Genomic DNA, 20,132 nt, shown 5'->3' on the forward strand with positions numbered 1-20,132 from the left:
GCCGCACCACCCCGACCGGGCCATTCTCCACGTCCGGCGGACATTGCGCCCCACCGCGGCGTCGCCGCGGGCGGGATCCCGACCGGATACCGACTGGCTACCGACTGGCTACCGACTGGAGCTGAACGCCGCCCGTCGGCCCATGTAACCAGGTTACGGCGCCATACTGACAGCGACTTGACACGCGTCGACCCTGAGGCCTCCGGCCCGCGCGAGCGACGATGGTTCAGTAACCGTGCTGGTAGAACGGCCGCACCTGTTCGCGCAGCCACTCCCCCACCGGGTCCTGGGCCACATCGAGGAACACCATGTTCACGGGTGTCCCGACCGGCACCTTGCCCAGCGCGCGGCCGAGCGCGTCCAACGCAAGGGTGCGTATGTCGCCCTCCGCGGAGGAGAGTTCGACGCCGATGAACATCACGGGGTCAGCGGTCTCGACAGCCGCCATGCAGCGGCGTGCGGTGAGCACGACACCGGTCGTCGCGAACTCGGCCGACGCGGCGGCGAGGAAGTCCACCGGATCGTCCTGCCAGTCGGGCTCGAAGAGACGGACGCGGCCGCCGCTCACGGGCCCGTCCAGCGGGCTTTGCCCGGCCCGGCACAACTCGGCCACCGCGTCCGGCGGGAGCGGCACACCGACCACGCCGTCCGGGTTGAGCGCGATACCGACCTGCGGGGGCAGCCCGCGGGCGAACTCGACGGCGGGCGCGATCGCGTACGCCATGTGACTGCCGACGACCTGGCGGAACTGCTCCTCCGAGCTGAAGACGGGGACGTACGCCTGCCCGTCGATCTCCAGCGTGGGCAGGTCGAGGGGACCGCTGCTGGGTCCGCCGCCGCTCGGCAGCGGCACCCACACGAAGCTACGGCCGAGGACCTCCACGATCCGGCCACCGGCCGAGGGAACGCCGAGCGAGGCGGAGAGCACCTCCTCCAACTCGTTACCCGGCCATCCGCCGTGCGGATGGGGGTGCGCCTGTGCCGGGAAGTCCGCGGGAAGGTCCGCCGGGAAGTCCATCTGCCTACCGCCTGCCGAGAACGCTGCTGAGGTGGAAAAGGCTAACGGGTGCGCGCGAACGACCGGTCACCCCGCGAAGTCGATCCGGCGCAGTACGTTCGCCGCGTCCCGGTCGAGCAGGATCGCCGAGCCACAACCCTCCGGCAGGTCGCCCCGCTCCATGGCGCGCAGCAGGCGGCGGTTGGCCCTGCGGTGCCGCTGGAACGCGTACCGCGAGACGCCGCGGCCGCGTTCCCCTTGGCTCGCCAGGGCCGTGTCCGGGGTGACGTCGAGTAAGAGCAGATGGAGCGTGCCGCCGCGGCGGCGGGCCTCCCGGGCCAGCCAGGCGCGCACCCAGGCCTGCGTACCGCAGTCGTGCACGACGACTCCGGTGTCGGCGCGCAGGGCCCGGCGCAGCCCGGCGTAGTGGGCGAGGCGGACGACCGGGCGGTAGACCGCGTAGGGCAGGAATCGGGCACATCGCGAGTCCCAGCGGTCGCGGGTGTCCTGGGAGTCGACACTGACCCCTGGTACGGCGCGTCGTATGAGCGTGGACTTGCCGCTGCCGGGCAGACCGGTGACCACGACGAGGTCCCGGGCGGCGAAGGTCAGTGCGTGCGGGCTGTGGCCCGCACGTCCGCGCAGGTCGCGGACCACGGCCGCGCACGGCGGCCCGCAGGCGTCGCAGAGGGGGACTGCGGGCTGCTCGGGCATCGCGACGCCCCCCGTCGCACACGCCGAGGTGGTCTTCACCGTGATCGACCTCCCTTGGGATCAGGAGCCTGGAATCAGGAGCCGCCTCCCCGCGGAACGTAAAGAGAAGGTAATGCATGATGTCCTGGGATTCCGTGCACATACGGCCACGGGTCGGTTACAGATGCGACCTGCCATGATCGGGCGACGCGTGCAATGATGTGCGCGCCAACTGCATACCGGCCGCTTGAATCCGCGCGGGAGAGTTCCGGGTACGCACATGCGTCCGGGCGCCGAAGGAGCAAGTCCCTCCCTTGAATCTCTCAGGCCCCTGATACCGCGCGGGCGAGGCACATCTGAAAAGCGAGCCGCGCTACGGTGGCTCCACCCAAGGTGCAAGCCGTGACGACTCCGCTCGCGACGTCATGGCGAACCTCTCAGGTTCCGATGACAGATGGGGAGGAACGACCTCGCCCTCTCCCACGCTCGGCTTCGCTCGCGCGGGGGACCGCACATCCTTGGGAGCAGCACCGATGAGCAGTAGCCCCCTGCGCCGTACCGCGCTCGATGCCCTGCATCGTTCGCTGGGCGCGACGATGACCGACTTCGCCGGCTGGGACATGCCGCTGCGGTACGGCTCCGAGCGTGACGAGCACGTCGCCGTCCGTACGAGGGCGGGCCTCTTCGACCTCTCCCACATGGGGGAGATCGCGGTGACCGGTCCCGAGGCGGACCGCCTCCTCAACTACGCACTGGTCGGCGACCTCGCCTCCGTGGGCGTCGGCCGGGCCCGCTACACCATGATCTGCCAGGAGGACGGCGGGATCCTCGACGACCTGATCGTGTACCGACTGCGGGAGCAGGAGTACATGGTCGTGGCCAACGCCTCCAACGCCCAGCTCGTGCTCGACGCGCTCGTGGAGCGTTCCGCCGGCTTCGACGCCGAGGTGCGCGACGACCGGGACGCCTACGCGCTGATCGCCATCCAGGGCCCCGAGTCCCCCGGCATCCTGAAGTCCCTGACCGACGCCGACCTGGACGGCCTCAAGTACTACGCCGGTCTGCCCGGCACGGTCGCGGGCGTCCCCGCGCTCATCGCGCGCACCGGGTACACGGGCGAGGACGGCTTCGAGCTGTTCGTGGCCCCGTCCGACGCCGAGAAGCTGTGGCAGGCGCTGACCGACGCGGGTACGCCCGCGGGACTCGTCCCCTGCGGGCTGTCCTGCCGGGACACCCTGCGCCTGGAGGCGGGCATGCCGCTGTACGGGAACGAGCTGGGCACGTCCCTGACGCCGTTCGACGCCGGGCTCGGCCGGGTCGTGAAGTTCGCCAAGGAGGGCGACTTCGTGGGTCGGGAGGCGCTGCGTGAGGCCGCTGACCGGGCCGCGGAGAACCCGCCGCGCGTCCTGGTCGGCCTGGTCGCCGAGGGTCGCCGCGTGCCGCGGGCCGGGTACGCGGTCGTCGTCGGCGGCGAGCCGGTCGGCGAGGTCACCTCCGGCGCCCCCTCCCCCACGCTGGGCAGGCCGATCGCGATGGCGTACGTCGACGCCACGCACGCGGCACCGGGCACGCCCGGGGTCGGGGTGGACATCCGGGGCAAGCACGAGCCGTACGAGGTCGTGGCGCTGCCGTTCTACAAGCGCCAGAAGTAGACAACCGGGAGCGGGCCGGACGTGACACCGCACACACCGCCCACGTCCTCGCCCGCTCACACAGCGTCTCCAGTAATCCCCCATTCACCAGCACTCCCCCGCGTACAGGAGAATTCAGGTCATGAGCAACCCCCAGCAGCTGCGCTACAGCAAGGAACACGAGTGGCTGTCGGCCGTCGAGGACGGCGTCGCGACGGTCGGTATCACGGAGCACGCGGCCAACGCGCTCGGCGATGTCGTGTTCGTCCAGCTCCCGGAGGTCGGTGACACGGTGACCGCGGGCGAGACCTGCGGCGAACTGGAGTCGACCAAGTCGGTCAGCGACCTCTACTGCCCGGTCACCGGCGAGGTCACCGAGACCAACCAGGACGTCGTGGACGACCCGTCACTGGTGAACTCCGCCCCGTTCGAGGGCGGCTGGCTGTTCAAGGTACGCGTCGCGGAGGAGCCGGCCGACCTGCTCTCCGCCGACGAGTACGACGCCCACATCGCCGGCTGAGGAGTCGTAGGACACATGTCGCCTCTGAACACGCCCCTGCACGAGCTCGACCCGGACGTCGCCGCCGCCGTCGACGCCGAGCTGCACCGTCAGCAGTCCACCCTCGAGATGATCGCCTCGGAGAACTTCGCTCCGGTCGCGGTCATGGAGGCCCAGGGCTCGGTCCTCACCAACAAGTACGCCGAGGGCTACCCGGGCCGCCGCTACTACGGCGGCTGTGAGCACGTCGACGTCACCGAGCAGATCGCGATCGACCGGGTCAAGGCGCTGTTCGGCGCCGAGTACGCCAACGTGCAGCCGCACTCGGGTGCCTCCGCCAACCAGGCCGCGCTGTTCGCCCTGGCCCAGCCCGGCGACACCATCCTCGGCCTGGACCTGGCGCACGGCGGCCATCTGACGCACGGAATGCGGCTGAACTTCTCCGGCAAGCAGTTCAACGTGGTCGCCTACCACGTGGACGACACCGGTCTGGTCGACATGGCCGAGGTCGAGCGGCTGGCCAAGGAGCACCGGCCGAAGGTGATCATCGCAGGCTGGTCGGCGTACCCGCGGCAGCTGGACTTCGCCGAGTTCCGCCGGATCGCGGACGAGGTCGAGGCGTACCTGTGGGTCGACATGGCGCACTTCGCGGGTCTCGTCGCGGCCGGTCTCCACCCGAACCCGGTCGAGCACGCGGACGTGGTCACCTCCACCACCCACAAGACGCTGGGCGGCCCGCGCGGTGGCATCATCCTGGCGAGGAAGGACTTCGCGAAGAAGCTGAACTCGTCGGTCTTCCCGGGCTTCCAGGGCGGCCCCCTGGAGCACGTGATCGCGGCCAAGGCGGTCTCCTTCAAGGTCGCCGCCTCGGAGGAGTTCAAGGAGCGCCAGCGCCGTACGGTCGAGGGCGCGAAGATCCTCGCCGAGCGGCTGACCGCGCCGGACGCCCGCGAGGCCGGCGTCAACGTGCTGTCCGGCGGCACGGACGTGCACCTCGTCCTGGTCGACCTGCGCGACTCCGAGCTGGACGGCCAGCAGGCCGAGGACCGCCTGCACGAGGTCGGCATCACCGTCAACCGCAACGCCGTCCCGAACGACCCGCGCCCCCCGATGGTCACGTCGGGCCTGCGGATCGGCACGCCGGCCCTGGCGACCCGCGGCTTCACGGCCGAGGACTTCGCCGAGGTCGCGGACGTCATCGCCGAGGCGCTGAAGCCGTCCTGCGACGCCGAGGCGCTGAAGGCCCGAGTGAAGGCCCTGGCCGACAAGCACCCGCTGTACCCCGGTCTGACGAAGTAGTTCATCCCCGTGGCGGCACCGCGCACACCGCACCCGCACTCACCGTGAGCGCGGTGCCCGCCCCAGCCCCACCCCCCGTATTGAGGAGTCTTTGTGGCCGTCTCGGTCTTCGACCTGTTCTCGATCGGCATCGGCCCGTCAAGCTCCCACACGGTCGGCCCGATGCGCGCGGCCCGTATGTTCGCCCGCCGACTGCGCAACGAGGAGCTGCTGGGCTCCGTGACCTCCCTGCGTGTCGAGCTGTACGGCTCGCTGGGCGCGACCGGACACGGCCACGGCACACCGAAGGCCGTGCTGCTCGGCCTGGAGGGCGCCTCGCCGCGGACGGTGGACGTGGAGACGGCGGACACCCAAGTGCAGACGATCAAGGAGTCGGGCCGGATCCGTCTCCTCGGCGAGCACGAGATCGCCTTCGACTTCGACGCGGACCTGATCCTGCACCGCCGTGAGACCCTCCCGTACCACGCGAACGGCATGACGCTGTGGGCCTACGGTGCCGACGGAGCCGAGTTGCTGTCCAAGACGTACTACTCGGTGGGCGGCGGCTTCGTCGTCGACGAGGAGGCGGTGGGCGCGGACCGCATCAAGCTGGACGACACGATCCTGAAGTACCCCTTCCGCACGGGCGACGAGCTGCTGCGCCTGACGAAGGAGACGGGTCTGTCGATCTCCTCGCTGATGCTGGAGAACGAGCTGGCCTGGCGCACGGAGGAGGAGATCCGGACCGGGCTGCTGGAGATCTGGCGGGTCATGCAGGCGTGCGTGGCGCGGGGCATGTCCCGGGAGGGCATCCTGCCCGGCGGCCTGAAGGTGCGCCGCCGCGCGGCCGTCACCGCGCGCCAGCTGCGCGCCGAGGGCGACCCGACGGCCCGCGCGATGGAGTGGATCACGCTCTACGCGATGGCTGTGAACGAGGAGAACGCCGCCGGTGGCCGCGTGGTCACGGCCCCGACGAACGGCGCCGCGGGCATCATCCCGGCGGTCCTGCACTACTACATCAACTTCGTGCCGGGCGCGGACGAGGACGGGGTGGTCCGCTTCCTGCTCGCCGCAGGCGCGATCGGCATGCTCTTCAAGGAGAACGCGTCCATCTCCGGCGCGGAGGTCGGCTGCCAGGGCGAGGTCGGCTCGGCCTGCTCGATGGCGGCGGGCGCGCTCGCCGAGGTGCTGGGTGGCACGCCCGAGCAGGTGGAGAACGCGGCCGAGATCGGCATGGAGCACAACCTCGGCCTGACCTGCGACCCGGTCGGCGGTCTGGTGCAGATCCCGTGCATCGAACGCAACGGCATGGCCGCGGTCAAGGCGGTCACGGCGGCGCGGATGGCGATGCGCGGAGACGGTTCGCACATGGTCTCCCTCGACAAGGTCATCAAGACGATGAAGGAGACCGGCGCGGACATGTCGGTGAAGTACAAGGAGACGGCTCGGGGCGGGCTGGCGGTCAACATCATCGAGTGCTAGGGAAATAGACCCTGACCAGCGTGTTTGCATCTTTCAGCGCTGTCAGGTCCTTCCCTGCTTACGCGACGGAAAGTCCCCGGAAAGCCCCCGGGACAGACTTGAAAGTCCCCGAAAAGTCCCCGGGAAATCACGCGGGATGAGCGTCTGACCTGGGGTTTCAGACCCCTCAGTCACTGTTCGGATCCGCCCTGACCGTCAGCGGCCGCCCGGATGTATCAAATCGATCCCCGAAGGACATCCGACGGGTACCATTCGATACATGAGTGCTGCGGGAAACTCACGCTTGGAGCAGCGGCTGGTCGGCCTCTCCCCCACGTTCACGACGGCGCAGGCGCGTCAAGCCCTGCTCTCCCCTCGCGATCTGGCGCACTTGGTCACGGAAGGGGAGATCGACGAACTGTCCCGCGGGGTGTACCGGCGGGCAGGCGCCCCAGAGACGGCGCACGCCGATCTCCTGGCCGTGTGCGTACGGGCCCCTCGCGCCGTCGTGTGCGGCGAGTCCGCCCTAGCTCTGCATGAGCTGATCGACGACATCCCCGCAGCAGTACACATCGCCGTGCCACGCGGTACACGCCGCCCCACGATTTCCTACCCGCCGACCGTGGTGGCGCAGTACACCTCGAAAACCTTCGCCCTCGGCGTCGAACGGTTCGAAGCGGCCCCGGGAGAGACCATTCCCGTGTACAACGCAGCCCGCAGCGTCGTCGACGCCATGCGCCACCGCAGCCGCATCGGCGAGACCCTCGCCTTGTCCGCACTCGGCCGCTACTTGCGCCGGAGCGGACGTGGCGGGGTCAGCGAACTCCAGCACATAGCGCGCGAGTTGGGTGCTCTCTCCGCCGTCCGCCCCGCCGTAGAGGCGGTGCTCGCCTGATGGCCAACCCCACCCGCGACACCACCGCTGGCCGCGTCTACAACGACCTGCGCAACTTGGCCCGCCGCAACAGCCGGTCCACGGACGAGGTCATGGTCGAGTATGTCCTCGAACGGTTCCTCTACCGCTTGGCCTTATCCCCCCTTGGCCGTGAACACTTCATCCTCAAGGGCGGCCTGTTGCTCGCCCAGTTCGGCGCGCGTCGAATGACCCGCGACATCGACATCCTCGGCCGCTCGTTCCCAGGCGACGAAACCGAGATCATCCACAGGATCGCGGCCATCGCCGCCACCGAGGTCGACGACGGAGTCGTATTCGATCCCACGACGCTCAAGACGGTTCCCATCCGCGAGGAGGACGAGTACCACGGCCTACGCCTGTCCATGGCCGCCTCCATCGCCCGAGCGCGACTCAAGCTCCAACTGGATGTCAGCTTCGGAGACCCCGTCACCCCCGGTCCCCGGATCGTCGACTATCCACAGCAACTCACGGCGGAAAGCTTCCAACTCCTCGGCTACCCACTCGCCACCGTGATCGCCGAAAAACTCTCCACTGCCGTCTCACTCGGCGACCTCAACACTCGCGACCGCGACTACGGCGACCTCTACCGCCTGCTCACCCTCAACGACCTCGACGGCCAAGAACTCACCACAGCGCTGACCGCCACCGCCGCACACCGCGACATCACCCTGAAACCCCTCAGCGCTACCATCACCGACCTCGGCGAGCGCCGCCAGGCCTCCTACACCGCCTGGCGCCGCCGACAAGGCCCCGCCGCAACCGGCTACCCCGAACGCTTCATCGACGTCGTCCGGCAAGTCACCGCCTTCGGAGACAAACTTCTCAACGGCGACGCCGTCACCCTCACGTGGAATGCAGCGACCCTCACATGGTCATGAACCAGACCTGACCGACGGACCAAGCCTTCGGGGCGCGAACCCGAGACTTATGGCTCCACCCCGACAAGGTCACCGATCTCTTCGAACGCCCCGTTGCCGCCTCCGGCCTGCCGCCGATCCGGCTGCACGACCTCCGCCACGCTCATGCTGGCTGCTGGCATCGACATCCAGGTCGTGTCAGACACACTCGGGCACAGCGACACCCGGATCACGCGCGACATCTACCAGAGCGTGGCCCCCCACGTCGGCAAGAGCGCCGCCGAAGCCACCGCCAAGCTGGTCCCGCTTCAGCGGAAGGGAGCAGAAGGAGCAGGCCCGCAAGGCCGCCAAGAAGGTCAATGGGGCCGAGAAGGCGGAGGCCAAGGGGAAGAAGAGGGGCAAAGCCAAGAAGGCAACCAAGAAGGGCTGACGGCCCAACAGCCGCCCGCACTATGTGAGGCCGCAAAAGGCCAGGTCAGACAGCGCCTGACCTGGCCTTCCTCTGAGCCGCTTTCGGGATTCGAACCCGAGACCTACGCATTACGAGAGCTTGCGAGATCGTGACGGTAGATGCCAAGCCGTGGCACTGGGTCCTGTTTTTGCTGGTCAGCGGCGTGCGACCGAGAGGCACGTGCTCGTCCGGTCCGGCCCGTGCCACCCTGTCCGCTCACGCACGGCTCACGCACGCTGGACGTTTCACCGCTTCGCCGCAGAAGATCTGGAGCATCTGGGCTCTCGTCGTTCTGTAGCGTTCCCACTCGGAGAACTGGGATGATGGCACCCCACAGCACGCGACCAGGATGGGAGGCAGCGGATGGCCTACTCGACCCGCATGGCTGCCGCCCTCTCGGGAGCGACGGTCGGACAACTGCGCACGTGGAGGCAGGACCGTGGCAACGGGCCGATCCTTCAGCCCGAGCTGGCAGCCAGGCCGGCCCTGTACTCCTTCCGCGACGTACTCGCGCTGCGCGCGTTCGCCCACCTTCGCCAGGACGTGTCACTCCAGAAGATCCGCGTAGCCCTGGCCACCCTGAAAAAAATCGGGGAGGTCGAGCACCTGTCCAGTTACTCCCTGGTGGCCGAGGGCGACTCGATCGTCCTCGCAGGCCACGATGACCACGGCACCGATCTGGTCAAACGCCCTGGCCAACGGGTGATCGCCACCATGGCCAACATCCTCCAGGAGTTCGCTCCCAGAGCCGGCGTCGTCGTCCCCCACCTGCTCCAGCCGAAGCAGCACGTCACTGTCGACCCCGAGACCCAGGGCGGACAGCCCGTGATCACGGGCACGAGGATCCCCTTCGACACCGTCGCGGAGCTGATCGAGGACGGCATCCCGCCGGAGGGGATCGCCGACTACTACCCCGGCGTCACCGCTGACGCAGCACGTGACGCTGCTTCCTTCGCGCTCTACGTGGACAGCTACAGCACGGGAGCGCGCGCTGCCTGATGCGGATCCTCATCGACGAGAACGTCCCCGTCCAGGTGCTGGAGATGCTCAGACGGATCCTGCCCGGTCATGAGGTCAAGCACGTCAGCGAGATCAAGTGGGCGGGCAAAAAGGATCTCGCGCTTCTCCCCGATGCTGCGAGAAAAGGTCTCGACATCTTCCTGACCAGGGACGCCCGACAGCTGGAGGATCCGTCGGAGACAGAGGCCATCAAGAAGTCGGGCATGCACCACATCCGCTTCAGCCAGGCGCACAAGGGCATGGCCGGTCTGGGCCTGGCTATGGGCGCGGCGGTAGCAGCCATGCCCCTGATCATCGGCGAGCTCAACGAAGCAGACACACAGCAGCTGATTCACATCAAGGGCTTGAACCCGGTGAGCAAGCACCGCTTCGAGCGTGTGGACCCGTCCGTCTCACCGCCAGCCTACTGGCCACGCTAGACGAGTGACGTCTCCCGCCGCATGCCCGACGCGGCGGGAAGCCATGCCGACCACCCGGCTCACGGCCGGACGGTGATCCTTCTGGTGCAGAGCCGGCAGGAGGGTGCGTTAGTCGTCCGGCATACCAGGATGGTCGGCGCTCACTCAGTCTTCTTCTCGCCTTGCTCGTCGTTCCCGCGCAGACGACGCGCTCGCTCGGCGATACCGCTGGAGAGCTTGTTCTTCACCGAGTTGGCCCGGTCGAGGGTCTCGTTGCCCAGGCTTCGGGCAGCACCAACACCATTTACTCCTTTTTCCAACGCTCTGTCCCTCACCTCCAGGGCAGCTTCCGTCCATCGCCTCGCCTCAGATGAGTCGCCACCGGACTCGATTCCGAGCCGCACGTGAAAGTCATGGACGCCGGTCGCGACCTGGTTGCTCGACTGGACTACAGCCGGGGATGTGGTCGGGTGCAGCAACACCTTCGCGTTGGCCACGCCAGCAGCGGCGTTCATCCTGGCCAGCAGAGTTTCGGTGCTCCGCGAGATGTGCTCCAGCCGGCCCTGCCGGGCGGCCTTCAGGCCGAGGCGATGCCCGTTGAGCTCATCGGGGGACGCGTCCAGCACCCTGTCGAGTTCGAGTACGGCGATCGCGTCCTGCAACTGGAAACAGCGAGCGAGAACGGCGAGCCATTCTCGAATGATGCCCTCAGCCTCCTTGACCATCGTGGCGAGATCGCCGATCTTGGTCTGACGCTCCATGTTCTCCGCGAGCGCGTCGAGTTGACGCAGCGCGTACGCCTGCGTCTCCGCGATCGTCGCCGGCGCGGCGTGCACCTTCGACCAGGTGACCTCGTCGACCCTGCCCCGCTTCTCTCGGATGGTCATGGCCTCCTCGATCACGAAGCCCACTCCGATCATGCGGGCCAACACAGCGTCCTTCTGGGCACGCAGTACGTCGTCGACCTTCTTGTCGATCGCGGCGAGATAGTCAGTGATCTCGTCCATGGTCTGTTGCATCGCAACCTGCGCCATGAACTTCCCGGCGTTGGCAAGAGTCGCCGGGTTGGACAGGAGCGATCGGGGCGCGTGCGCGAACTCGAGGAATCCCTTGATCTGACCCTTCTGCCCCTTCAGCACACCCGTGCTGAGCCCCGTCTTCGCGCTCTCCCTCAGGCCATACTTCTTGAGAAGCAGCGCCGATTTCGGGGTCAGCTTCACCCAGTGAGCGGAGTTGGCGGCGATCTCCGATCCTGCCTCGGCGACTGCAGCACCCGTGGCGAAGACGGACTTGTACCATCGCGGTCCGAGGCTCTTGGACGGCAGTCCCTCCGAAGCGAGGAAGTTTTCGACATCCTTCGCGCTCCCCATGACTGTCAGCCCATCCCCGTCGCTGATCAGCTGAATCTCGTTGTCCATGGTCCGCTCCTGAAGTGGCTTCTCGCCGTCGAAGGTGGTCGGAGTTCGCAGAGTGATCGCCGGGCCGCGGCCGAGGTCTTCCAAAGGCGGGAGACCTCGGCCCCGACCCGGTCGGGATGTGGGTGCACTGCTCTTGCACCAACGCGGCCGCGCGGCTCAGCTGTCCGGCATACCGGTGGTGGCCCACTCGTCGGCGAAGTGCTCCATCTGCTTCAGGACCAGGTTCACCGCCTCCGCACGACGGTCCGGCGGGTAGCCGTGGCGAGCCAGCAGGCGCTTGATGGCGCTACGGAGACCAGCGCGGACCGGCTCGCGGGCGATCCAGTCGGGCTTGAGTTTCTTCTGGACCTCCGCAACGAGGTCGCGCGCGATGCTCGCCAGGATCTCATCGCCCATGAGTTCCTGCGCCGAGTCGTGCTCGGCCACAGCGTCGTAGAAGGCGAGCTCGCGCCAGTTCAACGGCGGGTCGAACTTCTCGCCGCGTCTGGCGTCTTCGACCACTTCCTTGGCCATCTCGACAAGCTTCGCGATGAGTTCGGCACTCGTGTACTGCTGCCGCGTGTACCGGATCATGAGGTCCTGCAGACGGTCGGAGAAGGCGGTGCGGCGGACGATGTTGTGACGCGTAACCTCGCGCATCTTCTGCTCGATGAGCCGCCGCAGCGCCTCCGCCGCGAGGTGCGGGGTGTCGCTGCCTTGGAGCTTTGCGACGAGCGCGTCATTGAGGTGCGTCAGGTCGGCCATCTCCAGGCCGGCCTCGGCGAACAGGTCCGATATCCCGCCGGTCTCGACCACGGACGAGGTCAGCTGGGCGAGGTACAGCTCGACGTCGCGGGCGACGGGCAGGCCACGCGCCTCGCGGTCCGCCGCGTCGAGCTTGGCCATGTAGGCGCGGACCTCGACGAAGAACTGGACATCTCGACGCCAGGTCGGGTGGTCCGGGAAACGCTCGCCGATGTTCGTGGCGCTGGCGGTCAGCGCGTAGAAGCGCTCCAGGCGGTGGGAGTGCTCGCGAAAGCGCCGGCCGACGGTCTGGCGGGGGCCGTCGAGCTTCTCCGGGTCGTTGCCGGGGGTGCGCGGGTTCCGCAGGTACTCGGCGGCCCCGCCGGCGGCGTTGACGAACGCCTTCGCAGTCGGCTGTTCAAGTCGCGCACGCCAGTTGAAGCCGCGCAGGATGTCGCTGAGGATGTCGTATTCGTTGCGCAGCTCATCCAGCGCGCGGTCGAGGTCCTGACCGAGGGTGCGGTCCTCTTGGTCGGCGTCTGTGTACTCGGCGATCGCCTTCTGCAGGTTCTCCGTCAGCGGCGCGTAGCCGACGAGCAGACCGTCCTCCTTGCCGCGGAAGCGGCGGTTGACCCGGGCGAGGGCCTGCATCAGGTTGGCGCCCTTGAGCGGACGGTCGAGGTACATGGTGTGGACCGGCGGGGCGTCGAAGCCGGTCAGCAGCATGTTGTTGACGATGAGCAGCTCCAGCTCGTCGTCGGGGTCCTTGGCGCGGTTGATCACCGCCTTGCGCTGGCCGTCGGGCAGCGCGTGGGCGAGCAGGTGGTCCTCGTCCTTGCGGGAGTTCGAGGAGAAGACGATCTTCATCGCACCCTTGGACGGCTCGTCGCTGTGCCACTCCGGCCGCAGCTCGCGCAGGGCGTCGTAGACCCGGACACAGATCTCGCGGGTCGCGCAGACGACCATCGCCTTGCCGGCCGCCCCGCCCTTCTCGGAGACCCCGACGAACGGCCGCATCCGGTCGCGCCGCTCCTCCCAGTGCGCCACCAGGTCCTCGGCGAGATCCCTGACACGGGCCGGCAAGCCGTACATGGCATTCATCGTGGCGACGGCCGTCTCAACCCGGCGGCGTTCGGTGTCGTCGAGGCCGTCGGTGATGCGGTCGGCCTCCTCGTCGATCTTCGTCGGGTCGACGTCTTTACCGAGGACGAGCTTGATGACCCGGCCCTCGTGGAAGACCTTGACCGTCGCGCCGTCGTCGGCGGCCCTCTTGAGGTCATAGATGTCGATGTAACCGCCGAAGACTTGGCGGGTGTTGCGGTCGGCCTCGGAGATCGGCGTTCCGGTGAAGGCGAGGAGCGTGGCGTGCGGGAGGGCGTCGCGGAGGTGGCGGGCGTAGCCGTCGAGGTTGTCGTAGTGGCTGCGGTGGGCCTCGTCGACGACGACCACGATGTTGCGCCGGTCGGAGAGCAGTGGGTGGTCGGCCCCCGACTCCTTCTCCTCCTTGGTCTTACCGAACTTCTGAAGAGTGGTGAAGAGGATGCCGCCGGTCCGTTTGGCCGCGAGCTCCTCCCGCAGCTTGGCCCGGGTCGCGACCTGGAGGGGCGTGCCCGGAAGGATCTCACTCTCCAGGAAGGTGGAGTACAGCTGGTCGTCGAGGTCGTTGCGGTCGGTGATGACGACGACGGTCGGGTTCAGCAGGGCCGGGTCGCTCATCACCATCGCCGTGGTGAGTACCATCTCCTCTGACTTGCCAGAGCCTTGCGTGTGCCAGACGACACCGGCCTTCCCGTCACCGGCTGCCGCCTCCCGCACCTTCTCCGCAGCCCGGGTCACCGCGAAGTACTGGTGCGGCTTCGCGATGCGCTTCATCTGCTTGGACGGCACAAAGTTGATGAAGGACCGGCACAGGGAGAGAAACCGGGTCTGGGTGAACAGCCCGTGCAGCGCCAGGTTCTGGCCCGAATCGGCCACCCCGTTGCCGTCCGCGGCGAACGGGTCGACGCGGGCCCCGAACTCGTCCGTGTTCCACGGCGCGAAGTGCTCGTACGGGGTGAAGGGCGTGCCGTACTTCGCCGTGATGCCGTCGGAGAGCAGCACCACCGCGTTGTAGCGGAAGGCGGTCGGGAACTCCTTCACATACCGGGCGACCTGGGAGTGCGCGTCCTGCAGCGTGGCGCTCTCGTCGCCGGCGCGCTTCAACTCCAATACGGCGAGCGGGAGTCCGTTGACGTACAGAACGACGTCGAAGCGGCGTCGCTTCTCGCCGTCGACGACGGTGACCTGGTTCAGCGCGCGGTACGTGTTCCCGTCCGGGTCCGCCAGGTCGACGAGGCGGACGGTCGGGTTGTGCTCGGCGCCGAAGGCGTCGGTGTAGACGACGGAGCGGATGCCGGTCGTCAGGTAACCGTGGGCGGTGCGGTTCTCCTCGTACGTGTCCTGCGACTCTGGGGTCGCCGCGGCGGCGATAGCGTCGCGTACGGCGTCCGGAGGCAGCTCGGGGTTGAGCCGCTCGATCGCCTCGCGGAGGTCGGTGTAGAGGATCAGGTCGTCCCACGACTTACGGTGCCCGGAGCCGGGGGCGAACTCGTTACCGGACGCCGGCAGCCAGGCCAACTCGGCGAGCTCGTCGAGGGCGAGCAACTCCCAGTCGGCTTCCAGGGGGCGGTGGTTCGGGCTTCTTCTGCTTCCGCTCTCGTCGTCGTGCGTCATGTGTGGTCCTCGACAATCTTCTCGGCGTCTTTGACGCGAAGGCGGCCGGACATGAGCTTGGGGAGAAGGGTCTCGCGGAGGTTGGCTAGGGTCAGGTTTTCCTGCTCCGCAAGCAGAGCGCGGTCCCAGAGAGGGCCAATCTCGGCGTTCAGTAGCCGCAGAACATCGTGGTCCGGAACAGGCACCACTTCATCCAAGTGCTTGCGCTGGATGTGGCCCATGGTCGTCGCCTTGTCCGCAGCAATGGCGCGGAACTCATCAATCTTCCTGTGGACAAGGTGACTGATTAGCCACTGCGGATACCCGCTCTTCGGGACACATTTGAAGATGTGCTGGTTGATAATTGCCTCGGGCCGGAACCAGCGCGCCACCGTCAGCGAACCCGACCAGGCAAACAGCACATCACCAGGCTTGGCCAGGTGCTTCTCAGGCACATCGATATCGTTGTACACGGTAGAAGCCCCTGGACCGCTGTTAATCTCTGCGATCCGTACCACCATGCGGCCAGTACCGGTGGCACCCTTAGTGAACGCACGACCGTTGACGAATTCCGCCGTGCCCGATAGCGGACGCTCTGTGAATCCGGCAGGGTATGCCCCCATGGCTCGATGGAAGAGTGCGACTGCTAGCGTGTCCGCTGTGGTCGCGATGCGCTCGTTGATGGCGATCTTGTCATCCAGCGCCCCGAGTGCAGCTGCAATAACTTTCTGTTTCTCGTACCCAGGGTTAGGGATGCGCACCTTCAAGAGTTCGGGCTGGCGGATACCGGAAACCGTCGTTCCGCTCGCCCGGTTCTGCAAGTCAGTTTGCACTGCATCAGACTGCAGCGCATAGTACAAATACCGACTATCGAGTACCCCAGACTTACCTCGAAGCGCGTAGAGACGTTGCGCAATTGCCAACGGCTCATCGCCGGTAACAAGTGCAACCTCACCGAGTGGCGCTTCGGACGTAAGGATAACGTCATCTGTCCTGAGCGGCTTCGGCATCCACTGCCGGTAAGTTTCCCAGGAGATATAACGGGCTTCCTTGAACGCAATTTTGCTGTTCTTGATAGCCTTGGCAGACAGAACTGGGATTCCTGAGGGTACGAACGGAGGGTTCTTCCCTCGGTTGTCAACCAGGAGCTCCAGGGAGTCACCCAGCACAAGCTCAGACATCGACCCTCCCCAACTGCTCCCGAACCGTCTTCTCCAGCTCCGCCGACCTGTCGAACAGCCCGTACAACTCCTCCGTCAGCACAGCGATCCGCTCCGCCACCGCCTCCGCCCCCTCTTCCTCCGCCTCCACAGCTCCCACGTACCGCCCCGGCGTCAGCACGTACCCGTGTTCCCGGACCGTCGCGAGGTCGGCCGAGAAGCAGAACCCAGCCTCATCCGCGTATGTAAGCCCCGCCTCACGGGCCGACGCCGTTCCCCGCCACGCGTGATAGACGCCGGCGATCTTCGCGAGGTCTGCCTCCGTCAGCACACGCTCCGTCCGGTCCACCATCTCGCCCATGTTCCGGGCGTCGATGAACAGGATCTCGCCGCGCCGGTCGTCCAGGCGCTTCGCTCCCTGCGGGGTCTTGTCCTTGGCCAGGAACCACAGGCAAGCCGGGATTTGCGTTGTGCGGAACAGCTGGGAGGGCATCGCGACCATGCAGGCCACCAGGTCAGCCTCCACCAGCGCCTGGCGGATCTCGCCCTCTCCGCTCTGCTGGGAGCTCATGGACCCGTTGGCCAGGACGATGCCGGCAGTACCCCGCTCGCCCAGCTTGGCGATCATGTGCTGGAGCCAGGCGTAGTTGGCGTTGCCCTTCGGCGGTACGCCGTACCTCCACCTCGGGTCGCCCTCGTCCCTCGCCCAGTCCTTGATGTTGAACGGGGGGTTGGCCATGACGAAGTCGGCCTTGAGGTCGGGGTGCTTGTCGTCGGCGAAGGTGTCGCCCCAGCGGGGGGCAAGGTTGCCGTCGATGCCGTGGATGGCGAGGTTCATCTTGCCCAGGCGCCAGGTGCGCTCGTTGAGTTCCTGGCCGAAGACCGAGATGTCGGCCTTGTGGGCGCGCCCGGCATGCGCCTCGATGAACTTGGCCGCCTGGACGAACATGCCGCCCGAGCCGCACGCCGGGTCGTAAACTCGCCCTTCGTACGGCTCCAGGATCTCCACGATCAGCCGGACGACGGACTGCGGCGTGTAGAACTCACCGCCCCGCTTGCCCTCCGCGCGCGCGAAGTTGCCGAGGAAGTACTCGTACACCTCGCCCAGCACGTCCTGCGCGGGCTTGTCGCCGCTGCTGCCGAAGCGGGCGTCGCTGATGAGGTCGACCAGTTCGCCGAGGCGCTTCTGGTCGACGTTGTCGCGGTTGAAGATCTTCGGCAGGACTCCCGTAAGCGAGGCGTTCTCGCGCATGACGGCGTCCATCGCGTCGTCGAGGAGCTTGCCGACACCCTGGCTCTTGGCGTGGGTGGCGATCCACGTCCAACGGGCGGTCTCCGGTACCCAGAAGACGTGGGCGCCGGTGTACTCGTCCCGGTCCTCCAGGAAGTCGTCCATCCGGTCCTCGGTGATGCCGTCATCGGCGAGTTCCGCGGCGAGCTGGGAGCGGCGCTCGTCGAAGGCGTCGGAGACGTACTTCAGAAAGATCAAGCCGAGGACGAACTCCTTGTACTGCGCGGCGTCGATGGAGCCGCGCAGCTTGTCGGCGGCCTTCCAGAGGATGTCCTGGATCTCCTTGGCGGTGGAGGCACTGAACAGCGATGCCTGATCGGCAGCGGTCTTTTTGCGGGGTGGCATGGGACGGAACGTCTCCTTCAGTCGTCGGTTCCGGGGAGGTTCTGGAGGGTGAGCGTGCCGTCGGCGATGCCGGCGGCGGTGAGGCGGACCAGGTCGTCGAGAGCGGCGGACTGCTCCCGCAGGAGGTGCGTGCGGGTCTCGATCTCCGCGAGCACGGAGTCGAAGCGCTCGGCCTCGCGCCTGCTCAGGTCGGGGATGAGGAGGTCTTCGATGCCGCGCGAGGCCCGCACCGCGCCGCTGGTGCGCGCGTACTCGGCGGCGGCCGCTCGTAGCAGTGCCGCGAGTACCCGTGGTAGCACCGGTGGGTCGGCGTCGGGGTGGACGCGGAGGATACGGGCCGGGGCTGCCACCAGGGACAGGCCCGCTTCGTCGACGTAGGTGCCGAAGCGGGGGCTCGTGGTGACGACGATGTCGCCCGGCTCGGTGAACAGGGCGTGTTCGTAGCCGGTGAGGAGGACTCCGCGGTCGATGCGGCGTCCGCCCGGGCGTGTGATGCCGAGGACCTCGTCGGGGGTGAGCACGGTGTAGTGGCCGTCTGCCGTGAGATGTTCGTCGGCGAAACGGTGCCCGGGGCGTCGGCGCAGGCGCCGGTCGTCGAGGAGCCGGCGGACGGTGGTGCGCCGCACGGGTTGGTCGTCGGGGCGCAGTACGGCCTGGGTGCTCAGTGCCGTGCGCAGGTCGGCGCGCTGCCGGGCCTGCTCTTGCAGCTCTGTCAGACGCTGTTCCAGGGCGCTGATGCGGACCGGACGCTCGATGACGCCGCGGGTGTAGCGGGCCACGGAAGGGCGGTGCTGGGTGGTGAAGGCGGCGCCCGGCCGGTCGTCGAGGTCCTTTGCGGGGACGATCACCGCGTGGCGGGGTTCGTGGCGGCGGTCGCCGCGCCAGGGTGCGGCGCGCCAGATGGCGATGTCCTCAGCGAGCGTGTCAAGGACTGTGTCGGTGAGCGACTGCGCGGAGTAGTCGGCGAGGAGGACCAGGCCCGTGCGATGTTCCGCCGAGGTGCGGGCCAGTACCCAGAGGGCGGTGCGGTAGCCGGGACGGTAGGGGAACGCGCCGTCGGGCAGACTCACTGCGGCCTTGAGTAAACCGTCCCGGAGGAAGGACCGGCGCAGACGGTCAGCCTCACTGTGCCGGGGGAACGGACGGACGAGCACGTCGGCGGGGCCGAGGACGATGGCGGTCGAACCTTCCCCAAGGTAGTCGGTCAGTGCCTGCACCTGCTCCAGCACGGCCTGCGGACTGCGGTTCTCCGCCGGTTCGTAGGGGAGGACAGAGACCAGCAGATGGGGGTATCCCCAGTCATCGGCAGGCAGGTCCTCCCCCTCGGTGACGCCGAGGTCGAACTCGTTAACGCCTCGGACGAGCATCCGGCGGCGGACCAGGCGGGCCCGCACCGGATCGGGGTCGGCGGCAAGGTAGGTGTGCCCGGAGTCCTCGGCGGCCCGGGCGTGCAGGGCGGCGAGCACGTCGCCGGAGCAGGCGTACGGGGTGGCGACGACGGAGCCTTCGTCGAGGGTGTCGACGCCGGAAAGGGCAGCTAGGGCGCGTGCCACCGCCGGGGTGGGCTCGTCGGCGGCCAGGTCGTGGGAGCCGAGGCGGCGGCGGGCCTCCAGGACCCAGTCGAAAGCCTCGGCGGGGGTGTAGGCGGCCTCGGTCAGCTCGTCGGCCAACGCGGCCAGCTCGGGGCCGATGCGATCCGGCTCCGGGATGGCCTTCAACTCGGCCGACACGTAAGTGTCCTGGGGGTCGAGTTCGTCGGCTTGGACGAGAATCGCGTCCCAGCTCTGGCCCGAGAGGGAAGCGTCGAGTTGCCGACGCAGGCAGATCAGCGCGGTCAGCGCCCCTACCAGGACGGGGGCGGATAGGGCCGGCGTCCGCCAGGCGGCGAGGGTGTGCAGGGCCAGTTCGGCCCGCAGATGGCGGGGATCGGCGTTGCCGCGGCCCGTCGCCATCAGCCAGTCGACGACCGCGCGGGCGTCGAACAAGGGCCGCCCTTCCTCGTGGGCGACGGGAGCGGGAAAGTCGGGGTGCCTACGGCTCCAGGTGGTGGGGACGGGCCGGCGCACCTGGGCAAGGGTGGCGATTTCCGCATACGTGATCCGCCAGGCCGGTGGCTCGGGCACGATGGGCGACACGGCCTCTTCGCGTGTACTGGTCACTCGCGCCACTCCCCTTTCCGTACCGGTCCCGTTCGGCGCATCCTCGCCGGCCGGTCAGCTGGCCCCGAGGCAGGCAGAACCCTACAGCGAAGGGGAAAGCCGGAGGAGGAGAAGGCTGATAACCCCAGTTATCAGTATCTCCAA

15 protein-coding genes, 1 pseudogene and 1 riboswitch are annotated in these 20,132 nt (G+C 67.9%); of the genes and pseudogenes, 9 read left to right on the forward strand and 7 right to left on the reverse strand.

Annotation, left to right across the window (positions count from 1 at the left end):
• Window positions 1-226: 226 nt before the first annotated feature.
• On the reverse strand, window positions 227-1,018 hold the full coding sequence (locus ACWDEX_RS19700; protein WP_450464876.1) for an enhanced serine sensitivity protein SseB: 792 nt from the start codon (window positions 1,016-1,018) through the stop codon (window positions 227-229).
• A gap of 66 nt (window positions 1,019-1,084) precedes the next feature.
• Window positions 1,085-1,756: an AAA family ATPase gene (locus ACWDEX_RS19705; RefSeq protein WP_450464951.1), complete on the reverse strand. Its 672-nt coding sequence runs from the start codon at window positions 1,754-1,756 to the stop codon at window positions 1,085-1,087.
• Between the two features lie 182 nt (window positions 1,757-1,938).
• Window positions 1,939-2,040: riboswitch (glycine riboswitch) on the forward strand.
• Between the two features lie 183 nt (window positions 2,041-2,223).
• Here ACWDEX_RS19705 and gcvT point away from each other — a divergent pair.
• The 9 genes and pseudogenes from gcvT to ACWDEX_RS19750 all read left to right on the forward strand — a co-directional run bounded on the left by gcvT (window position 2,224) and on the right by ACWDEX_RS19750 (window position 10,222).
• A complete protein-coding gene (gcvT, locus tag ACWDEX_RS19710) occupies window positions 2,224-3,342 on the forward strand; it encodes a glycine cleavage system aminomethyltransferase GcvT (protein ID WP_450464877.1) in 1,119 nt (372 codons plus the stop codon).
• A 121-nt stretch (window positions 3,343-3,463) separates the two neighbouring features.
• Window positions 3,464-3,841: a glycine cleavage system protein GcvH gene (gcvH, locus tag ACWDEX_RS19715; protein ID WP_450464878.1), complete on the forward strand. Its 378-nt coding sequence runs from the start codon at window positions 3,464-3,466 to the stop codon at window positions 3,839-3,841.
• 15 nt (window positions 3,842-3,856) lie between these two features.
• Complete coding sequence (gene glyA / locus ACWDEX_RS19720; protein ID WP_450464879.1) at window positions 3,857-5,119, forward strand: serine hydroxymethyltransferase; 1,263 nt, start codon at window positions 3,857-3,859, stop codon at window positions 5,117-5,119.
• A 93-nt stretch (window positions 5,120-5,212) separates the two neighbouring features.
• The gene (locus ACWDEX_RS19725) at window positions 5,213-6,580 is read left to right on the forward strand and encodes an L-serine ammonia-lyase (protein ID WP_450464880.1); all 1,368 of its coding nucleotides are present in this window, start codon (window positions 5,213-5,215) and stop codon (window positions 6,578-6,580) included.
• A 259-nt stretch (window positions 6,581-6,839) separates the two neighbouring features.
• Window positions 6,840-7,454: a type IV toxin-antitoxin system AbiEi family antitoxin domain-containing protein gene (locus ACWDEX_RS19730; protein WP_450464881.1), complete on the forward strand. Its 615-nt coding sequence runs from the start codon at window positions 6,840-6,842 to the stop codon at window positions 7,452-7,454.
• Window positions 7,454-8,353, forward strand: a complete 900-nt coding sequence (locus ACWDEX_RS19735) for a nucleotidyl transferase AbiEii/AbiGii toxin family protein (protein WP_450464882.1) — start codon at window positions 7,454-7,456, stop codon at window positions 8,351-8,353. The genes ACWDEX_RS19730 and ACWDEX_RS19735 overlap by 1 nt, the downstream gene beginning before the upstream one ends.
• A 50-nt stretch (window positions 8,354-8,403) precedes the next feature.
• A pseudogene (locus ACWDEX_RS19740) lies at window positions 8,404-8,762 on the forward strand (tyrosine-type recombinase/integrase); the annotation flags it as partial.
• Between the two features lie 384 nt (window positions 8,763-9,146).
• Window positions 9,147-9,782: a DUF433 domain-containing protein gene (locus ACWDEX_RS19745; RefSeq protein WP_450464883.1), complete on the forward strand. Its 636-nt coding sequence runs from the start codon at window positions 9,147-9,149 to the stop codon at window positions 9,780-9,782.
• Window positions 9,782-10,222, forward strand: a complete 441-nt coding sequence (locus ACWDEX_RS19750) for a DUF5615 family PIN-like protein (RefSeq protein ID WP_450464884.1) — start codon at window positions 9,782-9,784, stop codon at window positions 10,220-10,222. Before ACWDEX_RS19745 ends, ACWDEX_RS19750 begins: the two co-directional genes overlap by 1 nt.
• A 140-nt stretch (window positions 10,223-10,362) precedes the next feature.
• Here the strand turns inward: ACWDEX_RS19750 and ACWDEX_RS19755 are convergent, their stop codons facing one another.
• The 5 genes from ACWDEX_RS19755 to ACWDEX_RS19775 form a co-directional block, all read right to left on the reverse strand.
• Entirely contained in the window at window positions 10,363-11,619 is a 1,257-nt protein-coding gene (locus ACWDEX_RS19755; RefSeq protein ID WP_450464885.1) for a hypothetical protein, read from the reverse strand.
• 156 nt (window positions 11,620-11,775) lie between these two features.
• Window positions 11,776-15,054, reverse strand: coding sequence for a type I restriction endonuclease subunit R (locus ACWDEX_RS19760; RefSeq protein WP_450464887.1), 3,279 nt, complete (start codon window positions 15,052-15,054; stop codon window positions 11,776-11,778).
• A complete protein-coding gene (locus ACWDEX_RS19765) occupies window positions 15,051-16,214 on the reverse strand; it encodes a restriction endonuclease subunit S (protein WP_450464888.1) in 1,164 nt (387 codons plus the stop codon). Before ACWDEX_RS19765 ends, ACWDEX_RS19760 begins: the two co-directional genes overlap by 4 nt.
• Window positions 16,207-17,829 (reverse strand): class I SAM-dependent DNA methyltransferase, encoded by a 1,623-nt coding sequence (locus tag ACWDEX_RS19770; RefSeq protein ID WP_450464890.1) that lies wholly within the window; start codon window positions 17,827-17,829, stop codon window positions 16,207-16,209. Before ACWDEX_RS19770 ends, ACWDEX_RS19765 begins: the two co-directional genes overlap by 8 nt.
• A 17-nt stretch (window positions 17,830-17,846) precedes the next feature.
• The gene (locus ACWDEX_RS19775) at window positions 17,847-19,988 is read right to left on the reverse strand and encodes a hypothetical protein (protein ID WP_450464891.1); all 2,142 of its coding nucleotides are present in this window, start codon (window positions 19,986-19,988) and stop codon (window positions 17,847-17,849) included.
• Window positions 19,989-20,132: the final 144 nt, after the last annotated feature.

The organism is Streptomyces sp. NPDC001020 (assembly GCF_053599115.1).